Annotated in this window: 22 protein-coding genes; 6 read left to right on the top strand and 16 right to left on the bottom strand. The window is 29.0% G+C overall.

What is annotated here, in order from left to right:
* Positions 1 to 101: 101 nt before the first annotated feature.
* Complete coding sequence (plsY, locus tag B3N22_RS08490; protein WP_286906430.1) at positions 102 to 698, top strand: glycerol-3-phosphate 1-O-acyltransferase PlsY; 597 nt, start codon at positions 102 to 104, stop codon at positions 696 to 698.
* A gap of 26 nt (positions 699 to 724) precedes the next feature.
* On the opposite strand, the gene B3N22_RS08485 is transcribed toward plsY, so the two are convergent.
* From B3N22_RS08485 to B3N22_RS08440, 10 genes are all read right to left on the bottom strand, one after another.
* Positions 725 to 1,582: an N-acetylmuramoyl-L-alanine amidase gene (locus B3N22_RS08485; RefSeq protein ID WP_286906281.1), complete on the bottom strand. Its 858-nt coding sequence runs from the start codon at positions 1,580 to 1,582 to the stop codon at positions 725 to 727.
* A gap of 91 nt (positions 1,583 to 1,673) precedes the next feature.
* On the bottom strand, positions 1,674 to 2,951 hold the full coding sequence (locus B3N22_RS08480; protein ID WP_286906279.1) for an FAD-dependent oxidoreductase: 1,278 nt from the start codon (positions 2,949 to 2,951) through the stop codon (positions 1,674 to 1,676).
* Positions 2,948 to 3,940 (bottom strand): sulfide/dihydroorotate dehydrogenase-like FAD/NAD-binding protein, encoded by a 993-nt coding sequence (locus B3N22_RS08475; protein ID WP_286906276.1) that lies wholly within the window; start codon positions 3,938 to 3,940, stop codon positions 2,948 to 2,950. Before B3N22_RS08475 ends, B3N22_RS08480 begins: the two co-directional genes overlap by 4 nt.
* A gap of 132 nt (positions 3,941 to 4,072) precedes the next feature.
* Complete coding sequence (locus B3N22_RS08470) at positions 4,073 to 5,029, bottom strand: methyl-accepting chemotaxis protein (RefSeq protein ID WP_286906275.1); 957 nt, start codon at positions 5,027 to 5,029, stop codon at positions 4,073 to 4,075.
* Positions 5,030 to 5,114: 85 nt separating this feature from the next.
* Complete coding sequence (locus B3N22_RS08465; RefSeq protein ID WP_286906273.1) at positions 5,115 to 6,674, bottom strand: FAD-dependent oxidoreductase; 1,560 nt, start codon at positions 6,672 to 6,674, stop codon at positions 5,115 to 5,117.
* 152 nt (positions 6,675 to 6,826) lie between these two features.
* A complete protein-coding gene (locus B3N22_RS08460; protein ID WP_286906271.1) occupies positions 6,827 to 7,570 on the bottom strand; it encodes a nucleoside/nucleotide kinase family protein in 744 nt (247 codons plus the stop codon).
* A gap of 213 nt (positions 7,571 to 7,783) precedes the next feature.
* The gene (locus B3N22_RS08455; protein WP_021802053.1) at positions 7,784 to 8,212 is read right to left on the bottom strand and encodes a hypothetical protein; all 429 of its coding nucleotides are present in this window, start codon (positions 8,210 to 8,212) and stop codon (positions 7,784 to 7,786) included.
* 100 nt (positions 8,213 to 8,312) lie between these two features.
* On the bottom strand, positions 8,313 to 8,825 hold the full coding sequence (locus B3N22_RS08450; protein WP_181603520.1) for a YcxB family protein: 513 nt from the start codon (positions 8,823 to 8,825) through the stop codon (positions 8,313 to 8,315).
* Positions 8,826 to 8,943: 118 nt separating this feature from the next.
* Positions 8,944 to 9,603, bottom strand: coding sequence for an SIMPL domain-containing protein (locus B3N22_RS08445; protein ID WP_286906266.1), 660 nt, complete (start codon positions 9,601 to 9,603; stop codon positions 8,944 to 8,946).
* A gap of 115 nt (positions 9,604 to 9,718) precedes the next feature.
* Entirely contained in the window at positions 9,719 to 10,360 is a 642-nt protein-coding gene (locus B3N22_RS08440; protein WP_286906265.1) for a DUF3794 domain-containing protein, read from the bottom strand.
* Between the two features lie 379 nt (positions 10,361 to 10,739).
* Between B3N22_RS08440 and B3N22_RS08435 the strand changes: the two genes are divergently transcribed.
* The 5 genes from B3N22_RS08435 to B3N22_RS08415 all read left to right on the top strand — a co-directional run bounded on the left by B3N22_RS08435 (position 10,740) and on the right by B3N22_RS08415 (position 15,430).
* Positions 10,740 to 11,330: a hypothetical protein gene (locus B3N22_RS08435; RefSeq protein WP_286906263.1), complete on the top strand. Its 591-nt coding sequence runs from the start codon at positions 10,740 to 10,742 to the stop codon at positions 11,328 to 11,330.
* A gap of 109 nt (positions 11,331 to 11,439) precedes the next feature.
* On the top strand, positions 11,440 to 12,966 hold the full coding sequence (locus B3N22_RS08430; RefSeq protein ID WP_286906261.1) for a spore germination protein: 1,527 nt from the start codon (positions 11,440 to 11,442) through the stop codon (positions 12,964 to 12,966).
* Positions 12,956 to 14,101: a Ger(x)C family spore germination protein gene (locus B3N22_RS08425; protein WP_286906259.1), complete on the top strand. Its 1,146-nt coding sequence runs from the start codon at positions 12,956 to 12,958 to the stop codon at positions 14,099 to 14,101. Before B3N22_RS08430 ends, B3N22_RS08425 begins: the two co-directional genes overlap by 11 nt.
* A gap of 2 nt (positions 14,102 to 14,103) precedes the next feature.
* Positions 14,104 to 14,316: a hypothetical protein gene (locus tag B3N22_RS08420; protein ID WP_073016216.1), complete on the top strand. Its 213-nt coding sequence runs from the start codon at positions 14,104 to 14,106 to the stop codon at positions 14,314 to 14,316.
* Between the two features lie 19 nt (positions 14,317 to 14,335).
* On the top strand, positions 14,336 to 15,430 hold the full coding sequence (locus B3N22_RS08415) for a GerAB/ArcD/ProY family transporter (RefSeq protein ID WP_286906256.1): 1,095 nt from the start codon (positions 14,336 to 14,338) through the stop codon (positions 15,428 to 15,430).
* A 24-nt stretch (positions 15,431 to 15,454) separates the two neighbouring features.
* Here B3N22_RS08415 and B3N22_RS08410 read toward each other — a convergent pair whose 3' ends face one another.
* The 6 genes from B3N22_RS08410 to B3N22_RS08385 all read right to left on the bottom strand — a co-directional run bounded on the left by B3N22_RS08410 (position 15,455) and on the right by B3N22_RS08385 (position 19,442).
* Positions 15,455 to 15,928, bottom strand: a complete 474-nt coding sequence (locus tag B3N22_RS08410; protein WP_073016219.1) for a hypothetical protein — start codon at positions 15,926 to 15,928, stop codon at positions 15,455 to 15,457.
* Between the two features lie 123 nt (positions 15,929 to 16,051).
* The gene (locus B3N22_RS08405) at positions 16,052 to 16,651 is read right to left on the bottom strand and encodes a nitroreductase family protein (RefSeq protein ID WP_238905701.1); all 600 of its coding nucleotides are present in this window, start codon (positions 16,649 to 16,651) and stop codon (positions 16,052 to 16,054) included.
* A gap of 46 nt (positions 16,652 to 16,697) precedes the next feature.
* Complete coding sequence (locus B3N22_RS08400; protein ID WP_286906252.1) at positions 16,698 to 17,399, bottom strand: pirin family protein; 702 nt, start codon at positions 17,397 to 17,399, stop codon at positions 16,698 to 16,700.
* A 224-nt stretch (positions 17,400 to 17,623) separates the two neighbouring features.
* Positions 17,624 to 17,932 carry a winged helix-turn-helix transcriptional regulator gene (locus B3N22_RS08395; RefSeq protein WP_073016223.1) on the bottom strand — a complete coding sequence of 103 codons (309 nt, stop codon included), beginning with the start codon at positions 17,930 to 17,932 and terminating at the stop codon, positions 17,624 to 17,626.
* Positions 17,933 to 18,092: 160 nt separating this feature from the next.
* Positions 18,093 to 18,248, bottom strand: coding sequence for a hypothetical protein (locus B3N22_RS08390; protein WP_175550831.1), 156 nt, complete (start codon positions 18,246 to 18,248; stop codon positions 18,093 to 18,095).
* Between the two features lie 270 nt (positions 18,249 to 18,518).
* A complete protein-coding gene (locus B3N22_RS08385) occupies positions 18,519 to 19,442 on the bottom strand; it encodes an aldo/keto reductase (protein WP_286906250.1) in 924 nt (307 codons plus the stop codon).
* Positions 19,443 to 19,511 lie beyond the last annotated feature (69 nt).

Raw genomic sequence — 19,511 nt, 5'->3', positions numbered from 1 at the left:
GTCACAAAATTGATTAAGATTTTAATTGAATTTGTGACAATTACTTTTAATATGTGCTATAATAAGTTCTCGAGAAGATGAAAATTATTTATTTGAGGTGCATAATGATTATTATTGTAAGTTTTTTAGTTGCATTTTTGTGTGGTTCTATACCAACAGGATATCTTATTATTAAAAGAATTTATGGGATAGATATAAGGACAAAAGGCAGTGGAAATATAGGTTCAACAAATGTAAAAAGAATTGCAGGAACTAAGATATCACTAATAACCCAAGTTATAGATATACTAAAAGGACTTCTTCCAGTTTTAATTAGTATTTTAATATGGACAAAATTTAATTTATCTATAAATAAAGAAGTATATATTTCAGTGGTAGCTTTAGCAAGTATATTAGGTCACGATTTTACTCCCTTTCTTTCATTTAATGGAGGAAAAGGTGTAAATACTACACTTGGTGCATTTGTATTAATAGCCCCTATTCCAGTAATGACAGGAGCTATATTTCATATAGTTTTAAAGAAAGTTACAGATATAGTAGCTATTAGATCTATAATATTAGGATTAATAATTCCACTAACTTGTGTAGTAATGAGATTACCTTTACCAATAATAGTCACAACTACTATTTCAGGAATCATATTAATTTATAGGCATAAGGGCAATATAAAACAGTTATTTAGTAAGGAAAATATATAAGCAGCACAATTGTGCTGCTTTTTAATTTATAAACCTAATAATTTTCTCCACGTGTTTGGACCAACTATTCCATCAGCAGATAATCCATTAGATCTTTGGAAATTTATAACTGCCTGTTTAGTTTGAGGCCCAAATATACCATCTGCTGCAATGCCTAATTTCTGTTGTATCCACTTAGTTATATTACCTCGAGCCCCTTGACTAACCATAGGAGCAGCTGCTAATGTTTTAGGGCCAGCAATTCCATCAACTACTAATCCAGAATTAAACTGTGTATTTATTTCTTGTTGAAGGGTTCTTATATTGCTATTACCGCTATTTGGTGCACTAGGAGGAGTAGCCGGTATTGATGGTTCAGGAGTGATGTTTGAATTTGTTCCAGTTAGTCCTTTCACTATGGCTCTAGCTATGCTATCAGCATTGTATCTGTCAGCATCGGCTCTATTATCAACGAAACAGCATTCAACTAATATAGCAGGAGCTACTGTATTTCTTAAAACATAAAGATTTTGGCTTGTTTTTACTCCTCTATTTGGATAGTTGAGCTCTGATAGACTATTTACAACACTTTTAGCATATTGCTCTGCAGTACTTCCGGTTCTGTAAATCCATACTTCAGAACCAGTTCCTCCACCAGCATTTAGATGAATCTCTACATATAAATCAACATTTTCTGAATTTGCTTTATTAACTCTATAAGATAGGCTTTGCCCAACTGAGCTAGCATTATCAATTCTACAAAATACAACAGTATGACCTTGTGCTAAGAGATAGTTTTGAACTAGTTCTCCTATTTGTCTAGTACATATGCTTTCGATTAGATATCCTACAGCACCATAATCAGCACCTGACAAAGTATGTCCTACAGCTATTGCATATTTCATTTATGCATACCCCCTTTTAAAATAGTACTTAATATATTCTATTATTAAGTACTATTTTTGGAGACTGTTTTCGACAATATAAAAGCTTAATTTAGACTAATTTCTGATTAAATACGTTATCTAGGCTAACCTTCTTAACTCTATTTTCTATTTCTTTAACATCTATAGAATATAGATTAAGGTCTTTCATTCTTTTAAAGTAATCTGATCCAGCAAAAGTATATCTCGATTTTCTACCTTCTCTTGTTTGAGATCTTTCATTTGCAAAGGATATAATATCACCTATGGATAATGAGGTAGGAAGAGTCAATAAAGGTATACCTAAACAAAATCTTACTGCATTATGCCCAGCTAAGCTTCCAGTTGAAATAGCCTCAGTATGTCCAACAAATAAACCTGACTTTTCACCTGCACAGAATAAATTGTCAACTCCTATTACTTTCATATCATTTGTTCTAGGTGCAACGGATAGATATCTAATAGAATTACCTTGAGATCCAGCCAAAGGATCTACATATCTTGCTTTTTCTAATCCAGGTATTTTTCTTAATTTATCAAGTGGATAATATGAGGTCATTAGCTTAGCATGTCCTGTGTCTAACATTACAAGATTTTCTGCAAATTCTTTAAGTGCATATTGTTGACAAACTTTAGCTTCAAGCTTATCATAATTTACATCTTCTGATGGAACATGAAGGACTGCTACTCCCGTTGTCTCTAGCTGATTCTTTAACTCTTCTGATAAGCTGTCCTTAGCAACTTCACAGGAACCAGAAAAAGCTCCAAGTTTATCATCATTTCTTTCACCAGAAAAATCTTTAACTCCAGCTCTTTCACTAATAGATATTCTAGGCCCATAAGATGGACACCTTAAGATACACATTGCACAGCCATTTCCGTATCTTTGACAGTTTCCCATTGGACCCGTTGAACCAGTGGTCTCAACGATTACGTCGCCTTCTATATATTCTCCATTAGATAAACGAACTCCTTTAATGATTTTTTCATCTTGTTCTATATCAGTAACCCTAGTAATTAGGTGAAGTTTAATATCCATATCAGTTAATAATTTTCTAACATCAGGTTCAATTGATGTAACATCATAAAGAGAGGCATGTTCATGTCCAGGAAATTTTATATTTTTATGATTTGAATTTTTATCGCATAAATTTATAAGCTCCGGTGCACCTAATGCAATAAGTTCTTCAGCAGCAGTAAACCTACCATTGTTTCGCATTATTCCACCTATATTTCCTAATCCTAATAACAAATCTGTCTTTTCAAAAACATGAACCTCTGCTCCAGCCTTTTTAGCTGTAATAGCAGCTGCGCAGCCAGCCCATCCACCACCAATAACGAGAACTTTCATATAAATCTCCTTCCTTCAAAAATATTTCTTGGATCTGATTGTACTTTGCATAGCCTCTTAACTACATGACCTGCAAAACGAGCAGTACAACTTCCACAAACCCCTTCACCACAACACATCTTAGAATTATTACAACAAGATAAACTAACATCATCTGCTTTTATATTATCTAAGAAATTCATAACATTGAAAGTGAGTATATCCGCTCCACCACAGTGGATTAGATTAACATTATCTTTTTCTATAGAATCTCGTATAATAGTTTTGCATTTATCAGTAAGTTTTCCTGTTTCCAAAAGGTTAGCTTCCGTATAGGTTAGATTCAAAGAAGATAATAAATCATCCACATATACTTCTTTATAAGGAGCTTTATCAATTATAATATTTAAGTTGTTATTTTGTTTTTGAAGTGCTTTTATAACAGGTATCATAGGAGCTACACCTATACCTCTAGCAAGTATTAAACAATTAGAATTTACAGTGTTTTTTATATTTTTTAGCCCAAATATACCATTCCAATAGGGGCCCCTAATAACTAATGGATCATTAGCTTTAGCATTTAATAATCTCTTAGTTTTAATTCCTCTTACTTCAATTAATATAGAGGCAGTATTATCATCTATATTGCAGTCCATTATAGAAATAGGAACATCAAAATAGAAATTCTCATCAGTTCTTAGGAATATATAGCTACCTGGATTCATTAAATCTAAAGATAAATCCTCAGGTAAAGAAAATTTTATATATAATAAGTCTTTTTCGTAAAGTTCAGCCTCTAATATGTTACAAGTATAAGTTTTTCTTCCTTCTTTCGCTTTTTCTCCGTTAGCTATCCATCCTTGATATATACATACTCCTTTCCAATTTAAACAATCACAAAAGCATTCACCATGAAGTTGTGAACATAAGATACATTCCCCAGCTTCAGCTAAATGACAAGGACAAAATTTTGTGCCTGAATCTATACAATCTATTTTTTCACCTTTCATTTTTCCTCCATAGAGAGTACTCTATTAATAATTTATTTAAATAAAAAGATATTGTTACAAAAATTTCAATATGGCTTAAATGAGATAGTGGATATAATAAATAACTACCACCTAGCTTTAGGTGGTAGTTATTTATTTTACAATATTAATTTCATAAGAAGATAACTTCTCCTTTATAGCTAAAAGCTGAGCATCTACTAAGCTAGCTTCATCTATATGATTTAGTATAGTATCAGTAGTTATTTTGAGAATATCGTAAATATCATTAATTTCAAGATGCATATCCTCTATATTAGTTATTTGAGAATTAAGAGTTTTAATAACCTCTTTTACTCTTTTATCTACTAAATATATATGAGATAAACTTTCATCTACCTTATTTACAGCAATGTTGGAGGCCTTTACACCTTCTTGAATTACTGAACTGGATTTGTAAGAGTTGTTTAATACTGTTTTAGTATCACTTTTTATACTTTCAATTAAAAGGGATATATCAGTAGTGCTTTTTTTAGTCATTTCTGATAACTTTCTTATTTCAACAGCGACAACAGAAAATCCTCTTCCGTGTTCACCTGCTCTAGCTGCTTCTATAGCTGCATTAAGTGCTAAAAGATTAGTTTGAGTAGCTATGTTAGTTATTAAACCAACTATTTCATTAACCTTATTGAATCTAGACACTAGTTGATTTATACTGCTCATACTATTTTGGTTTTCTAATTGAAGAGTTTTTATTATACTGGCCATTTCCTCAATAGCAATTTTTCCTTCTTTAGATTTAATTACTGAAGCGTTAGTTGTAATATCTAAATTTTCACTTTCAGAATGAAGATTTTGAGTTGATGTATTTGTTTTATCTGCTAAACCAGATAAGTTACTCATATGTAATTTTATCTTGTCTGCCAGCTTGGATAAAGAGCTATGTTGATTATTTACAACATGATGTTGACTTACAGTTTTCTCTAATAAAGCTTTTATAGATTTTATAAAAGCAACTATATCACTATCTTTTTTTTCTGTGACTTTAGTTGTTTCTTTAAGTTCTTCCTTAGAAACAGTTTTCTTTTTTGGTTTAATAAAATTTATAATCATACTACTTCCTCCATAATATCTATAAGAAATAGTATAATGGTTTAAAAAGTTTATAAATATGATTCATATCACATTAATAAAATAATTATACAAAATTAGGATGTATTTTATTGGTACCTTCTTTATAATGATTTAATTTGTGAGTAGCGGGACCTTCTAATATTTCTCCATCATAAGAGAATCTTGATCCGTGACACGGACAATCCCAAGATTTTTCTGCATCGTTCCATTTTAATTCGCATCCTAAATGTGTGCAAGTTATATCAATTAGATGAAGCACCTCATTTTCATCTTTATATGCACCATATTTATTACCATCTATATCAATAACCTTGCCTTCACCAATGTTTAAAGTAACCTTAGTTTCTCCACCTTTTAATTTCCCCATAACTAATTCTTTAGCAACATCAAAGTTTTCTGTAACTATGTTTTTGTACGCACGTAAAGTTAGTGATCTAGATGGATTATATACTTCTTCCCAAGGATTATTTTTTGATAGAATTTTATCTACAAGTATTCTAGCGGCTACTGTTCCATTTGTCATACCCCACTTCCCAAAACCTGTAGCCACGTATATATTTTTATCAGATAGAGATAAGTTACCAACGTAAGGTATTTTATCAAGAGTAATATAATCTTGGGCAGACCAATTGTATAAAAAATCTTCAACTTTAAAGGTATCTTGGGCAAATTTTTGTAAATTATAATAATGATTGCTGAAGTTCTCTCCATGGGCTACTTTATGTCCATCTCCACCTATTAGGATTAGCTGCTTTCCTCTGTTATTTTGGTATCTTAAAGAACGGGTTGGTTTTTCGGCACTTATAAACATAGCATTAGGAAAAGTGTCTTTTATATTAGCGGCTACAATATACGACCTTTCTGGTCTAAGCCTTGCTAAATACAAACCTAACCCATCATAACATGGAAAATGTGAGGAAATTATGACTTTTGATGCGGTTACTTTTTTTCCTGTACTAGTAGTTATTACTATAGAATTCCCTTTATCTATGGCTGAAACACTTGTGTTTTCAAAAATACAATTACATCCGTTTGATAGATATTTAGCTAATGCTAAAAGATATTTTCTAGGATGGAATTGTGCTTGGTTTTCAAATATGAGAGCATTTTTGATAGAGATATTTATAGGAAGGGAATTAGTTACTTTAGCCTTTATTCCAAGACTAGAGGCAATCTCTGCCTCATTTTCTATTTTCTTAATATATGAATCATCATTTGTGTATACATATGCTGGTAATCTTTCAAAATCACATTCAATTTTATGAAGATTTATTGTATCTTCAATAAAATCTATAGAAGATTGGTTTGCGTCTGCGTATTGTTTTGCACGTTCTATTCCAGAGGAATTTTTAATAGTTTCATATATAAGATTGTGTTGAGAAGTCACTTTTGCGGTTGTGAAGGCACTAGTTCCTTGAGCAATTTGACTAGCTTCTAGTATAGCAAATTTAACTCCTTTATTTTTTAATAGATATCCTGCAGTTATTCCAACTATTCCACCACCAATAATAGCTACATCAACATTTATATCTTCTTGAAGTGCGGGATAATTAGTAATATCAGTAGAATCTATCCAATAAGATTTTAGGTATTCATTAGCATTTGGCAAATCATTATGTTTCATAGTACTACTCCTTTCATAATTATAGTTATTATTTGATTATATTGCCAAATTATTCACTCACTTTATTGCTGTAGAAGTTCGAAGAACTTCATTAAATTTATTAGGTTTTCTTATTGGTATAGAATGTCAAGTAAAGAATTCATTAAACTTTATCATAACTCTGTCTTTAAAGAATATTCACCAGATTCTAAGAGCTTTAGAGTAATATCAGAACTTAGTCTATGTTCCATAACTCTATTTACATTTTTACTGTCGGTTCTTTTGTAGAATTCAAGTGCCTGATTATAGGTACTTCCGCCTTTTAATTTTCGTTTAATTAATCTATCCTTTAATATATCACCATCTGCCTCAATAAAGATACTATAATCACATAATTCTTTTAGTTTGTCCCATTTATTTTCTGCTAATAAAAGCCAGTTACCTTCGATGATGATTATATCTGAAGTTACTTCAATAGCATCAGATATTGGATCATGTAAAATTCTATCATATATAGGCCATTTTACATTTTTATTTTTTAGATTATTAATAGACTTATATAAACCTTCAAAATCAAAAGTTTCAGGCATACCCTTTATATCATGTAGATTATATTCTTTGCTGTTAATAGTAGCTCGATGATTTTTCAAATAGCTATTAGTATAGTGAAATCCATCTAGGGGTAAAGCTTGCACATAAAAAGAATCTGTTAACTTTTTACTCAACTGCTCTAAAAACAAAGCCAATGTAGATTTACCTGTAGCTGGTGGTGCAGCTAGAAACACTATAATACGATTATTACGTTGCCTCCTAATGGATATTAATTTATTTAATAAAGGAATAAATATTTTCTTTATTTCGCTTTCCGAATAAATAACATTATACTTAAAGCCATTAACTTCTAATTCTAAATTCAAAATAACTACCTCGTTTATCAAATATTTTAATTTTTTACCAGATTAAAGTGATCTAATAACATTAGGAATTGATTTAGTACAATTTCGAGGAATATATATAGATATCTATTTAACTATATATCTATATATAGTGTTCATGCGGGTTTAAGACCCATACTCAATATTTTATTCAAAAAAGCTATGCAATAAACTATTTGCATAGCTTTAGAATTTTTATAAAAAATTCTTTAACTCATCAATATTTTTTTGTTCGAATTGTAGTAACTTATTAGCTAAACCTAATATTGTTTGATCTTGACTCTTATATTCTTTAATTTTTTTAGTTATATCAATTATCCCCATAGTACTACCTTGGATTAACATCTCTGCCATATGTGACGGGGTTTTGTTTATTAAGGTATTAAAGTTTATTGAGATATAAGTAGATACTTTAGTTAATGTACCTATGCTCTTTGATTCTTTGTTATTAGATTTTAATTTTTCATCTGCTTCATTAAAGATACTATTGTATTCATTTAATTGTGACTGTAGGTTGTTTTTAAAATTTTCATCTGTAGTCATCTTTATTAGCTGAGTTAATGTATCTTTTCCCATTTCAGAATTTTGATAGATATAGTTTAATAATTCTATATTTCCATCCATTAAAATCACCTCCAAAAGTAATTTTAACTAAAGTTGTTTAATTTATTCTCATAGAAAATAATTAAAAGACCACTTTCAGCAAAAAATGGTCTCTTATTGATTAATCTATTTGTGGATTTTCAAAGTTAGCAAAAAGAAATTTTTTAAAGGTATCATGCTCAGATGGATCTTTAAAAAATCTTTCGGGAATTAATATGCTTTGAGATTTGCTAACATAAAATATGTATAAGTTATTGTATTTTAAAGAATCAGTTACATCTTTCCAATAATACTGACGTCCGCCTGACTCTGATTGAACATGTATACCATTCTTATTTATAGTGTATATGTAATTGAATTTATTTGAAGAATTCTTTTTAAAACTTCTTTTTGTTTTAATGCTTGTAGCTATATATATTGCTATATAAACGAATACAGAGCCCAATAAAGAAGCTATAACAACAAACGTAACTCCATATCTTTTATAAAATAAAATACCATACATAACTAGAAATGATATAAATACAATAGCTACCATCCTTTTGAAAATATTACGCATATAAATTTTATTAAGATCACTGTAATCAGTTAGAGATAAGGTTCCTTTAATTTTGATATCTTTTTTTGAATCCAATTTAACTACTCTCCTTGTAAAATTATTATTGCTAAATACAAGTAGATTTTATCATAGATACTAGATTAAATAAACAAAAGTATTTAGTAAGTATAAACTAAATACTTTTATAAACGTTTTAGATATAAACAAATACTGCTTCTATAAGGGCTTGTATAGAAGTCTCTCCTGCTTCTATAGGTGTAAAATTTGTTGTTTTTAATGCTAAAGATGGTGAGAATTCGTTACTTATATTAGTCTTCTCTACTATTTTTAGTGGTAATATATTAACTTTTGCTTTTAGTTTACTAGACATTATAATAGCTTTATTTTGAGCATCTTCAATAGCGAGTTTCAAAGCTTGATTGTAATATTTTGTAGTATCAGAAATAACAAAGTTAATTTTGTCTATAAAATTAGCACCTTTATCTACAGAAACATCTATAACCTCACCGACAGAATCTATATCTGTAACTGATATTTTTAAATAGTTACTAACTTCGTAGCCTTTAAAGATTTCGTTTCCATCTACATAGTCGTTTTTTATTCTTACAGTATAATTTGTTGTTTGTATATCATTAGACTTAATTCCCATGTTATTTAGTGATAAGATTATTCCATTGACTATCAGTGCATTTTCATTTTGAGATTCTTTTAACTTCAAGTTTTCTGTTATAACGCCTATGACTACTTGGGCTATATCGGGCTTTACATTTACAATGCCCTCACCCGTTACTTTTAATATATTACCGGGCTTTTTTAAATCAAAATTATCTATAGGATATCTATAATTATACATACTCACCATTCCTTTTTATAAATAACTATTAAATAATATGCTATTTTTTTATAAAAATACGAGATTTAAAAAAATAAAGGTAGTCCGAAGACTACCTAAAAATAGTATTGAATAATTATATAGATATATGAGAATCCTTTGTGATTTTTAATTCAACACGAACAAGAGCTTTTTCAAGAATTCTATTATAGGTTACTGCCCAATCAGGTGCACCAGCAGCTACTGGGTTTGGATCTAATAATTCGTCTGAAGCTCCTTCAACAAATGCATCCAATATTTCTACGTCATAATGTTCTCTGTGATGGCACTTATTACAGTTTGCTCCATAAGCATCAGAATAATCACTTACAGGTTCGCAAGTTTTTACTTCTACAAAAGTACTAAAAGGTATTCTTGTTGTAAAGTGATATACTGGACCATTTATATCAGCAGCAGTAAAGTCTGTTATAGTTTTATAGTTAATATTTTTATCTATATATCCATCAACTATTACTTTTACAGAATGTTCACCTTTTTTGCTACAAATTGGTATCAATTTAGTGTTTGTTATAACAACAAATTCATCAACACCTATTATACGGAAAACAGCTGGGCTTGGTGGGGATATTAGTAAATCTGCTACAACTAATTCTTGTTTTTCACCCCAACCTATAACAACTGGGGTTTGGATTAATCTTTTGCACTCTGGTTTTTTAGGTTGATATTTTCCTCTTTGATTATATTGACTTCTATAACATTGATTTGTATTACATGCCATAATTATTTCACTCCTCATATAAAATAATGTCTCGATAAAACAAAATAGTTTTTATCGAATTTTGTCATTAGCTATTTATATTACATTATATTCGCAGGTGTCGTAAATGACACAAATTAAGTGTTTTATAAAGTAATTTTTTTAATAATTTTAATTGTATTAAATTACCAAATATAGATATAATATACTTTGTGCTAAATCATGGCTTGAAGGATAATTGTTAATTTAGTATTCAAATGGAATAAGTTTAAGAACTTTTTTAAAGAACTTCTATAATAAATATCTAAAGAATGTATAATGCCGGTTTTATATTCACACAATATTAGGGCAGTAAAGCCTAATAAGGATTAATAAATATAAATATGAGGAGGAATTTATAGTGAAAAAGATATTAAGTATTATTGCAACATTGGTATTAAGTTTATCTATATTGGCAGGATGTGGTAAAGCTGATACGGATACAACTAAAGACTCTAAAGACACGAAAACTGAAGATACTAAAAAGGATGAAACTACAGATGTAGTAACAACTCCTTCAATAGTTAGTAAGGAAGAAGATTTTGATAAAGCAATAACTAAGGATGGAACATGGATTATTGCTATTCTTAATGATTTAACTATTGATCATGATATAGCATTAGAAGGTGATTTTAAAAATGGTAAAAAAGATGAACAAGGAAATGAAACCTACCAACGTAAACTAGCTCTTTATGCTCAAGATGCTAATAAGAAAGTTACCGCTAGATATACTCTTACAGCACCTAAATTAGCTATAAATAGTTTAAATGCTAGAATACAGAGTGGTACTTTCAAAGGAGATTTATATGTGGCTTCAAAAAACTTTGAGCTTGTTGATGCAAAAGTTGACGGAAATATATATTTTGTAAATGAAGAGGCTCAATCAACTTTTAAAATGGATGAAAAGAGTTCAGTAACAGGCAAAAAAGAACTAAAGATACCTAATAGTTAGTTAATATATCCTAAAATAGAAAAAATACTTCTATTTTAGGATATTTTTTTGTTATCTAGGAAATTATAAAATCATATAAATTTAGATAATAAAATTATAGGGTGATGTAATGGTTAAAGAAAGTAAAAGAAACAAGTATAATTCTAAAGAAGCTAGTTTAACAAAATCTATCCAACATAACATGAAGTTATTTTCTGATATTTTTATGGATGATGGTACGTTTAAAGTTAGAACTATTAAAAATAGATTTAATCAAGAATTACAATGTTGTGTTATATATTTTGAGGGGATGATAGACAATAGCTTTATTAGTGCAACGGTAATTGAACCCATTATGAATTGTAATTTTTCAGATTTTGATAGTGATAAAAACTTATTTGAGTTAATACAAAGTGAAATAATAATATCAACTTATATTGAGATAACAAATGATATTCAAAAAATTATTGAATCAATAACACTTGGAGATACTATTGTTTTTTTGGAAGGTTTTTCTGATTGTATGGTAATCAATACTAAGGGTTGGAAGATGAGAAATATAACTGAGCCTAGTACTGAAAAAACATTAAGAGGACCAAAGGAAGGGTTTACAGAATCACTAATAACTAATATATCTTTGATAAGAAGAAAAGTTAGAAATCCTAATTTAAGATTTCAGTTTAGGGAAGTAGGTAGTGAAACAAATACAAGAATATGTATGTGCTACATAGAAGGAATAGCCCCACAAAAAATTTTAGATGAGTTAAATTCTAGACTAGATAAAATAGATATAAACGGAGTATTAGATTCTGAGTATATTCAAGAAATGATAACAGATAATCCTCTATCTCCATTTGAGACAATTGGAAGCTCTGAGCGTCCAGATGTTATTGTAGGAAAGGTACTCGAAGGAAGAGTTGCTTTGCTTGTTGACGGAACACCATTTGCATTAACATTGCCATTTTTGTTTATGGAGTATTTTCAAGTTAATGAAGATTATTATGCGAATTTTTTCTTTACATCTTTTAATAGATTATTAAGGATACTAAGTTTTTTCTTTTCAGTTAGTGTGCCTTCATTATATGTTGCTCTGGTAAATTATAATCAAGAAATGTTGCCCACTCCTCTACTTTTAGGTATATCCTCTGCTAGAGAAAGTGTTCCATTTCCAACAATAGTAGAAGCATTAGCTATGCTAATAATATTTGAAATACTTAGAGAGGCAGGAACAAGGATTCCATCTGATATGGGGCAGGCTGTAAGTATTGTTGGAGCGCTGGTTTTAGGGCAAGCAGCTGTAGAAGCAAGAATCGTTAGTGCACCAATCGTAATAGTTGTAGGGTTAACAGGGATTGTTGCGCTTTTAAATATAAAGATGAAAGGAGTGAATATATTTCTGAGGTTCATATTTTTATTTTTGGCATCTATTATGGGGTTATATGGAATTGTATTTGGGATAATTGGTGTCTTAATATACACAATGGGATTAAGCTCTTTTGGAGTCCCATATATGCTAAAAGTTGGAACAATAAAAATGGAAAACATAAAAGACACTTTTATACGCAGTCCATGGTGGTATCTCAACTTAAACTCTTACAAAGTTACAATTAAAACTACATTAAAAGGGAAAAAGATAGGTACTAGAGATGAAAAATAAAAGAAAAGTTAAATATATAGTTATGGTTATTATAAGTGCATATCTTTTTACTGGTTGTTGGAATTATAGGGAAATTAACAACCTCTCAATAGTAGCTGGTATAGCAATAGATAGAAGTGAATTAGATGGTAAATATGAGGTTACGATTGAGATAGTTAATATTAAAAAAGGAAAGGATATATCTAATAATTCAGAATATATAACTCTTTGTGGAGATAGTTTATTTGATATTATAAGGAACATGATTTCAGTTTCAAGCAGAAGATTATACTTCTCTCATGCTAAAATTGTAATTATAAGTAAGGAATTAGCTAGAGAGGGAATGGGTAAATCTATTGACTGGTACGTTAGGGATGCAGAAACTAGAACTGATATATATTTGTTAATATCAAAAGAAAAAACTGCTAAAGAAGTGCTTATGTCTAAACGGAATGAAAACATGATAGTTTCTTTTGATTTAGGTAAAGTAATACAGAATGAAAAAAATGTTTCAACTGCTCCTAAAGTTGATTTATGGGATTTTCTAGATGTTTTGAAACAAAAAGACTCAAATACATCACTTCCATTGATATTTATAGATAAAAGTGGAGAAAAAGAAGTTCCTAGAATTGAAGGTATGGCTGTTATTAAAGATGATAAACTTGTAGGTATGATAGACGGAGATATAGCTAAATATATACTTTTTACTACTGATGAAATAAAAACAGGGATACTAGTACTGGGAAGGAAATCTTCAGAACCTATTTCTTTTGAGATTTTTAAAAATCGTACAAAAGTAAAATATAAATTTGATGAAGGTAAAATGAAAGTTCAAGTTTTTACAGATACGATAGTATCAATTGCAGAGTATCAAACTCAGCAGCCTTTCAATACCAGCGAAGAAAAAGAAGTAATCGAGAAGCAATTAGCTAATATGCTTGAAGAAAGTATTTACAATTCCATAAATATGATACAAAAAGAATATAAATCAGATATTTTTGGATTTGGAATTACATTACATAAAGATTATCCTAAGGTCTGGAAAGAATTTTCAGATAATTGGGAATATAACTTCGAAAATTTAGAAGTTGAGGTAATATCAAAGGTACAAATAAAAAATAGTGCAACTACTTCAAAACCTATAATGGGAGATTAAACATGGTAGTAATTGTAATTACAATATACATAATTATAGTATTTATAGATCAAGTTACTTTATTTAAAAGTGGAGAAAAAAGAGATTTTTATGTAAGTGCAGTAATGTGTTTAATTTCATTCATTATAGCAATTTTATTAGCATTAAAAATCTCTATATACAGTCCAGCAAAACTAATTGAAAGTTTAATAAAAAATTTTTTAGGAAAACTATAGATAAAGGAATGAGTTTTTAATGAGAAAAGAGACAATATCATTTGTTGAAGGTTTTAGTATGCTAACTTTATTTATAATGGGAAGTACGTTAATTTTAGGAGCAGCTCCTGAAGCAAAAAGAGATAAGTGGATTGCTATAATTATAGCTACTTTAGTGTCCATAATTATAGTTTCTGCCTACTCTAAAATAGCAACTACATTCCCAGGGAAAACTATATTTGATATTTTTGAATTGCTGTTTGGAAAAATATTTGGGAAAATACTAACAATTCTTTACATTTGGTACTTTCTTCATCTTGGGTCGTTAGTTATGCGTAATTTTGGAGAATTTATGAACGTTTTGGCAATGCCAGAAACGCCTATTTTCATTTCAATTATATGTATAGGGGTTTTATGTATATGGGTAGTAAAGTCAGGAATAGAAGTGCTTGCAAGAACTTCAAAAGTGTTATTTATAACTTGTATAGCTGTAATAATTATAATACAATTTTGTACTATACCAATTTTAGATATTAGCAATATTAAACCTATTGTAGAGAATGGATGGATCCCTATAATAGATGGAGCATTTTCTACAATATCATTTCCATATGCTGAAAGTATAGTTTTTATGGGGGCTTTATATTGTATAGAAAAAAAGAATTTAGTCTATAAGGTATACATAAGTAGTGTTATTATAGCAGGGATATTCATATTAGTAATCGCCCTTAGAAATTTATTTGTTTTAGGGGAAAGTGTGGTAGAGGGTTTATATTTCCCTGCGTATCTAGCTGTTAGTAAAATTAATATTGGAGATTTTATTCAAAGAGTTGAAGGTTCGGTATCCATAGTTTTTGCAGCAGGTGTTTTTGTAAAGATAAGTTTATGTCTTTTAGCTGCTAGTAATGGTATTGCTAAGCTTTTTAACTTAAAAGACTATAGATCGGTTGTAATACAGACAGGATTAATCATGAGTTATTTAGCTTATTTTGTTTATGATAGCATAATGGAAATGAGCTATTGGGCAACAAAAATATATAAATATTATGCCTTCCCGTTTCAAATAATAATTCCATTAATAATGTTAATAGTAATAGAAATAAAAGTTAAGAGAAATAAACTTAAAACCAAATAAGTCTATTTCTCTACGTAAACTATCCTATTTAGATAAATATAAATCTTTTATAAAAAAAGTAGTATTTTCAGGGTTTTTGGTAAACGGTATTGAATCTAATTTATAGAAAGTGTCTACTAATGAATAATAATATTTTAGTTTATCTATAAAGTTATTTTCTTCAATATCATCTGGCATTATATCTAAAAGTATATGAATTGACAGCATTAAGATTGTTCTAATTTTAAGATTGCTTTGAATAGTTTCAAAATCTAAAGATTTATTATTAATTAAAGGTTTTACAACTGCAGACAGTTGAGGTGAGCTTAAAGTTAATTCTCCAAGTCCATGTAGCTTGCTTAAAGTATAAGGGGTTTGCTCTATTACAGGTAGATCTATTAATAATGGAATGTAATTATCTAATAATTTGCTGTAATTTTTAATTACTTTATTTATTTTATTTTTATTGTAATCTGTTTTTTTCTTACCTAGCTTCTTTCTCTTTTTACTTACAGGCATTTTATTACTCCTCTCTATAAAAATTATATCGATAGTAATTATAAATATGAATAAAGAGAAGAAACTGTGAATTAGAAATATAAAAAAATCGTAAGAATTGAATCTTACGATTTAAATTTTGTATTATTTAAAAATTTTAACTCTATCTTTTAGTGGTTTGTATTCTTTTTCACCAGGTTCTGTTGTTGGGTTTCCAAAAGGCATTTGAGCGATTAGTTTCCAACTATTTGGTACACTCCATTTTGACTTAACATCTTGTTCTATAAGTTCATTATAGTGTTGTAGGGATGCTCCTAAACCCTCAGCTTCTAAAGCAGACCATATAGCAAATTGATGCATACCGCTTGTTTGTTGAGACCATACAGGGAAATTATCCTTATATAGAGCAAATTGTTGCTGCAGAGATTCAACAATGCTGTTATCTTCAAAGAATAAAAGTGTTCCATATCCAGCTTTAAAAGAGTTGATTTTATCTTCAGTGGAGCTAAACTGATCTGCAGGAACTACTTTTCTTAAAGCTTCCATTGTTAAATTCCATAAATCATCATGAGCATTATCTAAAAGTACTAATACTCTAGTAGTTTGAGAATTAAATGCCGATGGAACATATTTTACGGCATGTTCTACAATTTCTTGTATTTTATCATGAGATACTACAACCTCTTTACCTATTCCATAATAAGATCTTCTTCCTTTAACTACATCATAAAAATTTTTTTCCATTTTAAATTACCTCCAATATAATATAAATTATTATTATTTTCTAATTTTATTCGTCTTTCTTCATCTCAAGAACTAAAATATGAGAAGTGTTTTTTGCTTTGATATATATATTTTCTTCAATTACTTCAGCCGCATCTCTTTCATTTAGAAGTAATTCATTTATACTAGAACTACCCTCAACTTGAAGTATATATGCTTGCCTTCCTTTATTTACAGGAAAATCAATTTCTTCATTTTTATCTAATTCTATAGAATAAATATTGAAATCTTGATTGATTTTTATAGGTGCATTTCCAGACTTACTAGATACCATGTGAAGCCATTTATTTTTTCTTTCCTCCCAAGTGAATCTGTAATCGCCATAATTGGGTTTATATCCTGTGTTATCAGGTAATATCCATACTTGAAGAAATCTTAATGTATCATCGCCTAGATTATATTCACTATGATATACTCCAGTACCAGCACTCATATACTGAACCTGCCCACGAATTAAAGTATTTTCATTTCCCATACTATCGCCATGAGTAAGAGCTCCTTTTACCACATAAGATACTATTTCCATATCTTTATGAGGATGTGTTGGAAATCCTGTATTAGTTTTTACAAGATCGTCATTCAATACTCTTAAAGAACCAAAATTCATGTTCTTAGGATTATAATATTCTGCAAAAGAGAAGTGGAAAATACTTTGAAGCCAACCAAGATTACTTCTACCCATATTTTTATTTTCAATTTTTTTTATCATGAAAATCTCTCCTTAGTTTAAACATTTAATTATAAAATAATACTCAAATATCTATAAATAAACAATTAATCACTAACTTTATTATAAGTATTTAGTTACTATAAGTAAGTGACTTTATATTTATTATCCCATAAGGTTAATTATTAGTCAATAGTAATTCTCAAAAATAAAAAATAAAAGATATTNNAATATCTTTTATTTTTTATTTACATCATTAAAAAAACTTAGTTCCATTTTTCTGCCCATTTTTGAATTTCATCCATAGTAGCTTCTAATTCTTTACCTTTTTCTGATAGTTCGTATTCTATACGAACAGGAATTTCAGGATAAACTTTTCTGGTAATTATTCCTTCCTTTTCTAACTCCTTAAAACGTTCTGTAAGCATTCTAGCACTCATATTAGGAATTGCATCTGCAATATCAGAAAATCTTTTTTGACCACTCATTAAGGTTCGAATAATTAATCCAGTCCATCTTTTTCCCAATAATTCAAAAGCATTTTCAAATTTGGGACACATATGGTATTTTTCCATATTAAATCACCACCTAGTTTCAGTATAGCATATTAACTGTATAAAAGTAAGTGTCTTATTATATTATAGTAATATGCAAAATTTAATCAATTTACCAAATAATATTATAATATACTGATCCCAGAAGATTAAATGACTTTAATGAAAGATAGATAAAATTTTATTTGCAACAGATATTACCTTCAGACTTTAGGGTAATCAACTCTTGTTTTTTTTCTTCGATTTCATAATGAATTTTTAATCTATCATTAGAATTATATAAACTTTTTTTTAATTCTTCTATTTCATTTTCTAATACTTTCTCTATATTACTCATAATAAATCTCCTTTTCATATTATTTAACAATTATCCCTATAATATGAATTATTTAAACACCTTGTTGTTGTAGAAGCTCGCAGAGCTTCATTAGATTCATTGAGGTCTTGTTGTTGTAGAAGCTCGCAGAGCTTAAAATAATCTGCTTGTTGATTTATTTATTAATACTAGTATATGAATTTTTTAGTTTCTTGTTAACAATTAGGATTTATGTAAAGTAAATATTTATAATAACCTCATAGTTTTAAACTATGAGGTTATTATAATTTATTAAGGCAACTTATTTCCAGCAGCTAAATAGATCTTATACCACTCTTCTCTTGTTAATTCTATTCTTGATGCCCTACATATATCTTTTATTCTTGATGAATTCATACTACCTACAACAGGTTGTATTTTAGCTGGATGTCTTAGAATCCAAGCAGTAGCAATAGCTGTATTGGTTACTCCTTTTTTCTCAGCTAATTCATCAATAGTATCATTTAGTTCAGGGAATTTTTCATTTCCTAAAAATACACCTTCAAAAAATCCGTATTGATAGGGGGACCAGGCTTGGATTGTTATATCTTTAAGCCTACAATATTCTAATATACTTCCATCTCTGTCTATAGAATTATTTACTTTCATATTAACGTTTATTCCTGAATCAATCATTCCAGTATGCATTATGCTGAATTGAAGTTGGTTGATTATTATAGAATTGTCACCTAAATATTTGTTAAGTAATTCTATTTGCATTGGATTTTGATTACTCACACCAAAGTGTTTAACCTTACCACTCTCTTTTAATTTTGAAAAAGCTTCTGCAACCTCTTCAGGTTCCATTAAAGTATCTGGACGATGTAAAAGCAAGGTGTCTACGTAATCAGTTTTAAGTCTTTTAAGACTTCCATCTACAGAATTGAGTATATGTTCTTTAGAAAAATCAAACATTTTTCCTGGAACAATACCACATTTCGTTTGAAGTATGATTTTTTCTCTTAAATCAGAGGTTAAATTAATAGCCTCCGAAAAAACTTCTTCTGATTTTCCACCTGCATATATATCCGCATGATCAAAAAAGTTTATTCCTTCTTCAAGTGAGGTTTTAATTACTTTCTCTGCTTCATCTTTATTAAGTGCACTCATTCTCATGCATCCAAGAGCAATCTCTGAGCCTTGAATTTTTCCATTACCAATATTAATATTTTTCATTATTTTACCCTCCTTGGTTATTTTATTTCATCTTTACTATTTTACCAATATATTCAGATGAATGTAAAG

The organism is Clostridium sp. UBA1652, assembly GCF_002320975.1.
Classification (GTDB): domain Bacteria; phylum Bacillota; class Clostridia; order Clostridiales; family Clostridiaceae; genus Clostridium_T; species Clostridium_T intestinale.
The sequence above is the reverse complement of the archived record's forward strand: the minus strand, read 5'-3'. Positions and strand labels throughout refer to the sequence as shown.

Bases quoted from the DNA above. Each gene is read 5' to 3' on its own strand.
- B3N22_RS08485 (WP_286906281.1), bottom strand. From the start codon at position 1,582: ATGAAATATGCAATAGCTGTAGGACATACTTTGTCAGGTGCTGATTAT.
- B3N22_RS08480 (WP_286906279.1), bottom strand. From the start codon at position 2,951: ATGAAAGTTCTCGTTATTGGTGGTGGATGGGCTGGCTGCGCAGCTGCT.
- B3N22_RS08475 (WP_286906276.1), bottom strand. From the start codon at position 3,940: ATGAAAGGTGAAAAAATAGATTGTATAGATTCAGGCACAAAATTTTGT.
- B3N22_RS08470 (WP_286906275.1), bottom strand. From the start codon at position 5,029: ATGATTATAAATTTTATTAAACCAAAAAAGAAAACTGTTTCTAAGGAA.
- B3N22_RS08465 (WP_286906273.1), bottom strand. From the start codon at position 6,674: ATGAAACATAATGATTTGCCAAATGCTAATGAATACCTAAAATCTTAT.
- B3N22_RS08455 (WP_021802053.1), bottom strand. From the start codon at position 8,212: ATGGATGGAAATATAGAATTATTAAACTATATCTATCAAAATTCTGAA.
- B3N22_RS08445 (WP_286906266.1), bottom strand. From the start codon at position 9,603: ATGTATAATTATAGATATCCTATAGATAATTTTGATTTAAAAAAGCCC.
- B3N22_RS08440 (WP_286906265.1), bottom strand. From the start codon at position 10,360: ATGGCATGTAATACAAATCAATGTTATAGAAGTCAATATAATCAAAGA.
- B3N22_RS08430 (WP_286906261.1), top strand. From the start codon at position 11,440: ATGGTTAAAGAAAGTAAAAGAAACAAGTATAATTCTAAAGAAGCTAGT.
- B3N22_RS08425 (WP_286906259.1), top strand. From the start codon at position 12,956: ATGAAAAATAAAAGAAAAGTTAAATATATAGTTATGGTTATTATAAGT.
- B3N22_RS08420 (WP_073016216.1), top strand. From the start codon at position 14,104: ATGGTAGTAATTGTAATTACAATATACATAATTATAGTATTTATAGAT.
- B3N22_RS08415 (WP_286906256.1), top strand. From the start codon at position 14,336: ATGAGAAAAGAGACAATATCATTTGTTGAAGGTTTTAGTATGCTAACT.
- B3N22_RS08410 (WP_073016219.1), bottom strand. From the start codon at position 15,928: ATGCCTGTAAGTAAAAAGAGAAAGAAGCTAGGTAAGAAAAAAACAGAT.
- B3N22_RS08405 (WP_238905701.1), bottom strand. From the start codon at position 16,651: ATGGAAAAAAATTTTTATGATGTAGTTAAAGGAAGAAGATCTTATTAT.
- B3N22_RS08400 (WP_286906252.1), bottom strand. From the start codon at position 17,399: ATGATAAAAAAAATTGAAAATAAAAATATGGGTAGAAGTAATCTTGGT.
- B3N22_RS08395 (WP_073016223.1), bottom strand. From the start codon at position 17,932: ATGGAAAAATACCATATGTGTCCCAAATTTGAAAATGCTTTTGAATTA.
- B3N22_RS08390 (WP_175550831.1), bottom strand. From the start codon at position 18,248: ATGAGTAATATAGAGAAAGTATTAGAAAATGAAATAGAAGAATTAAAA.
- B3N22_RS08385 (WP_286906250.1), bottom strand. From the start codon at position 19,442: ATGAAAAATATTAATATTGGTAATGGAAAAATTCAAGGCTCAGAGATT.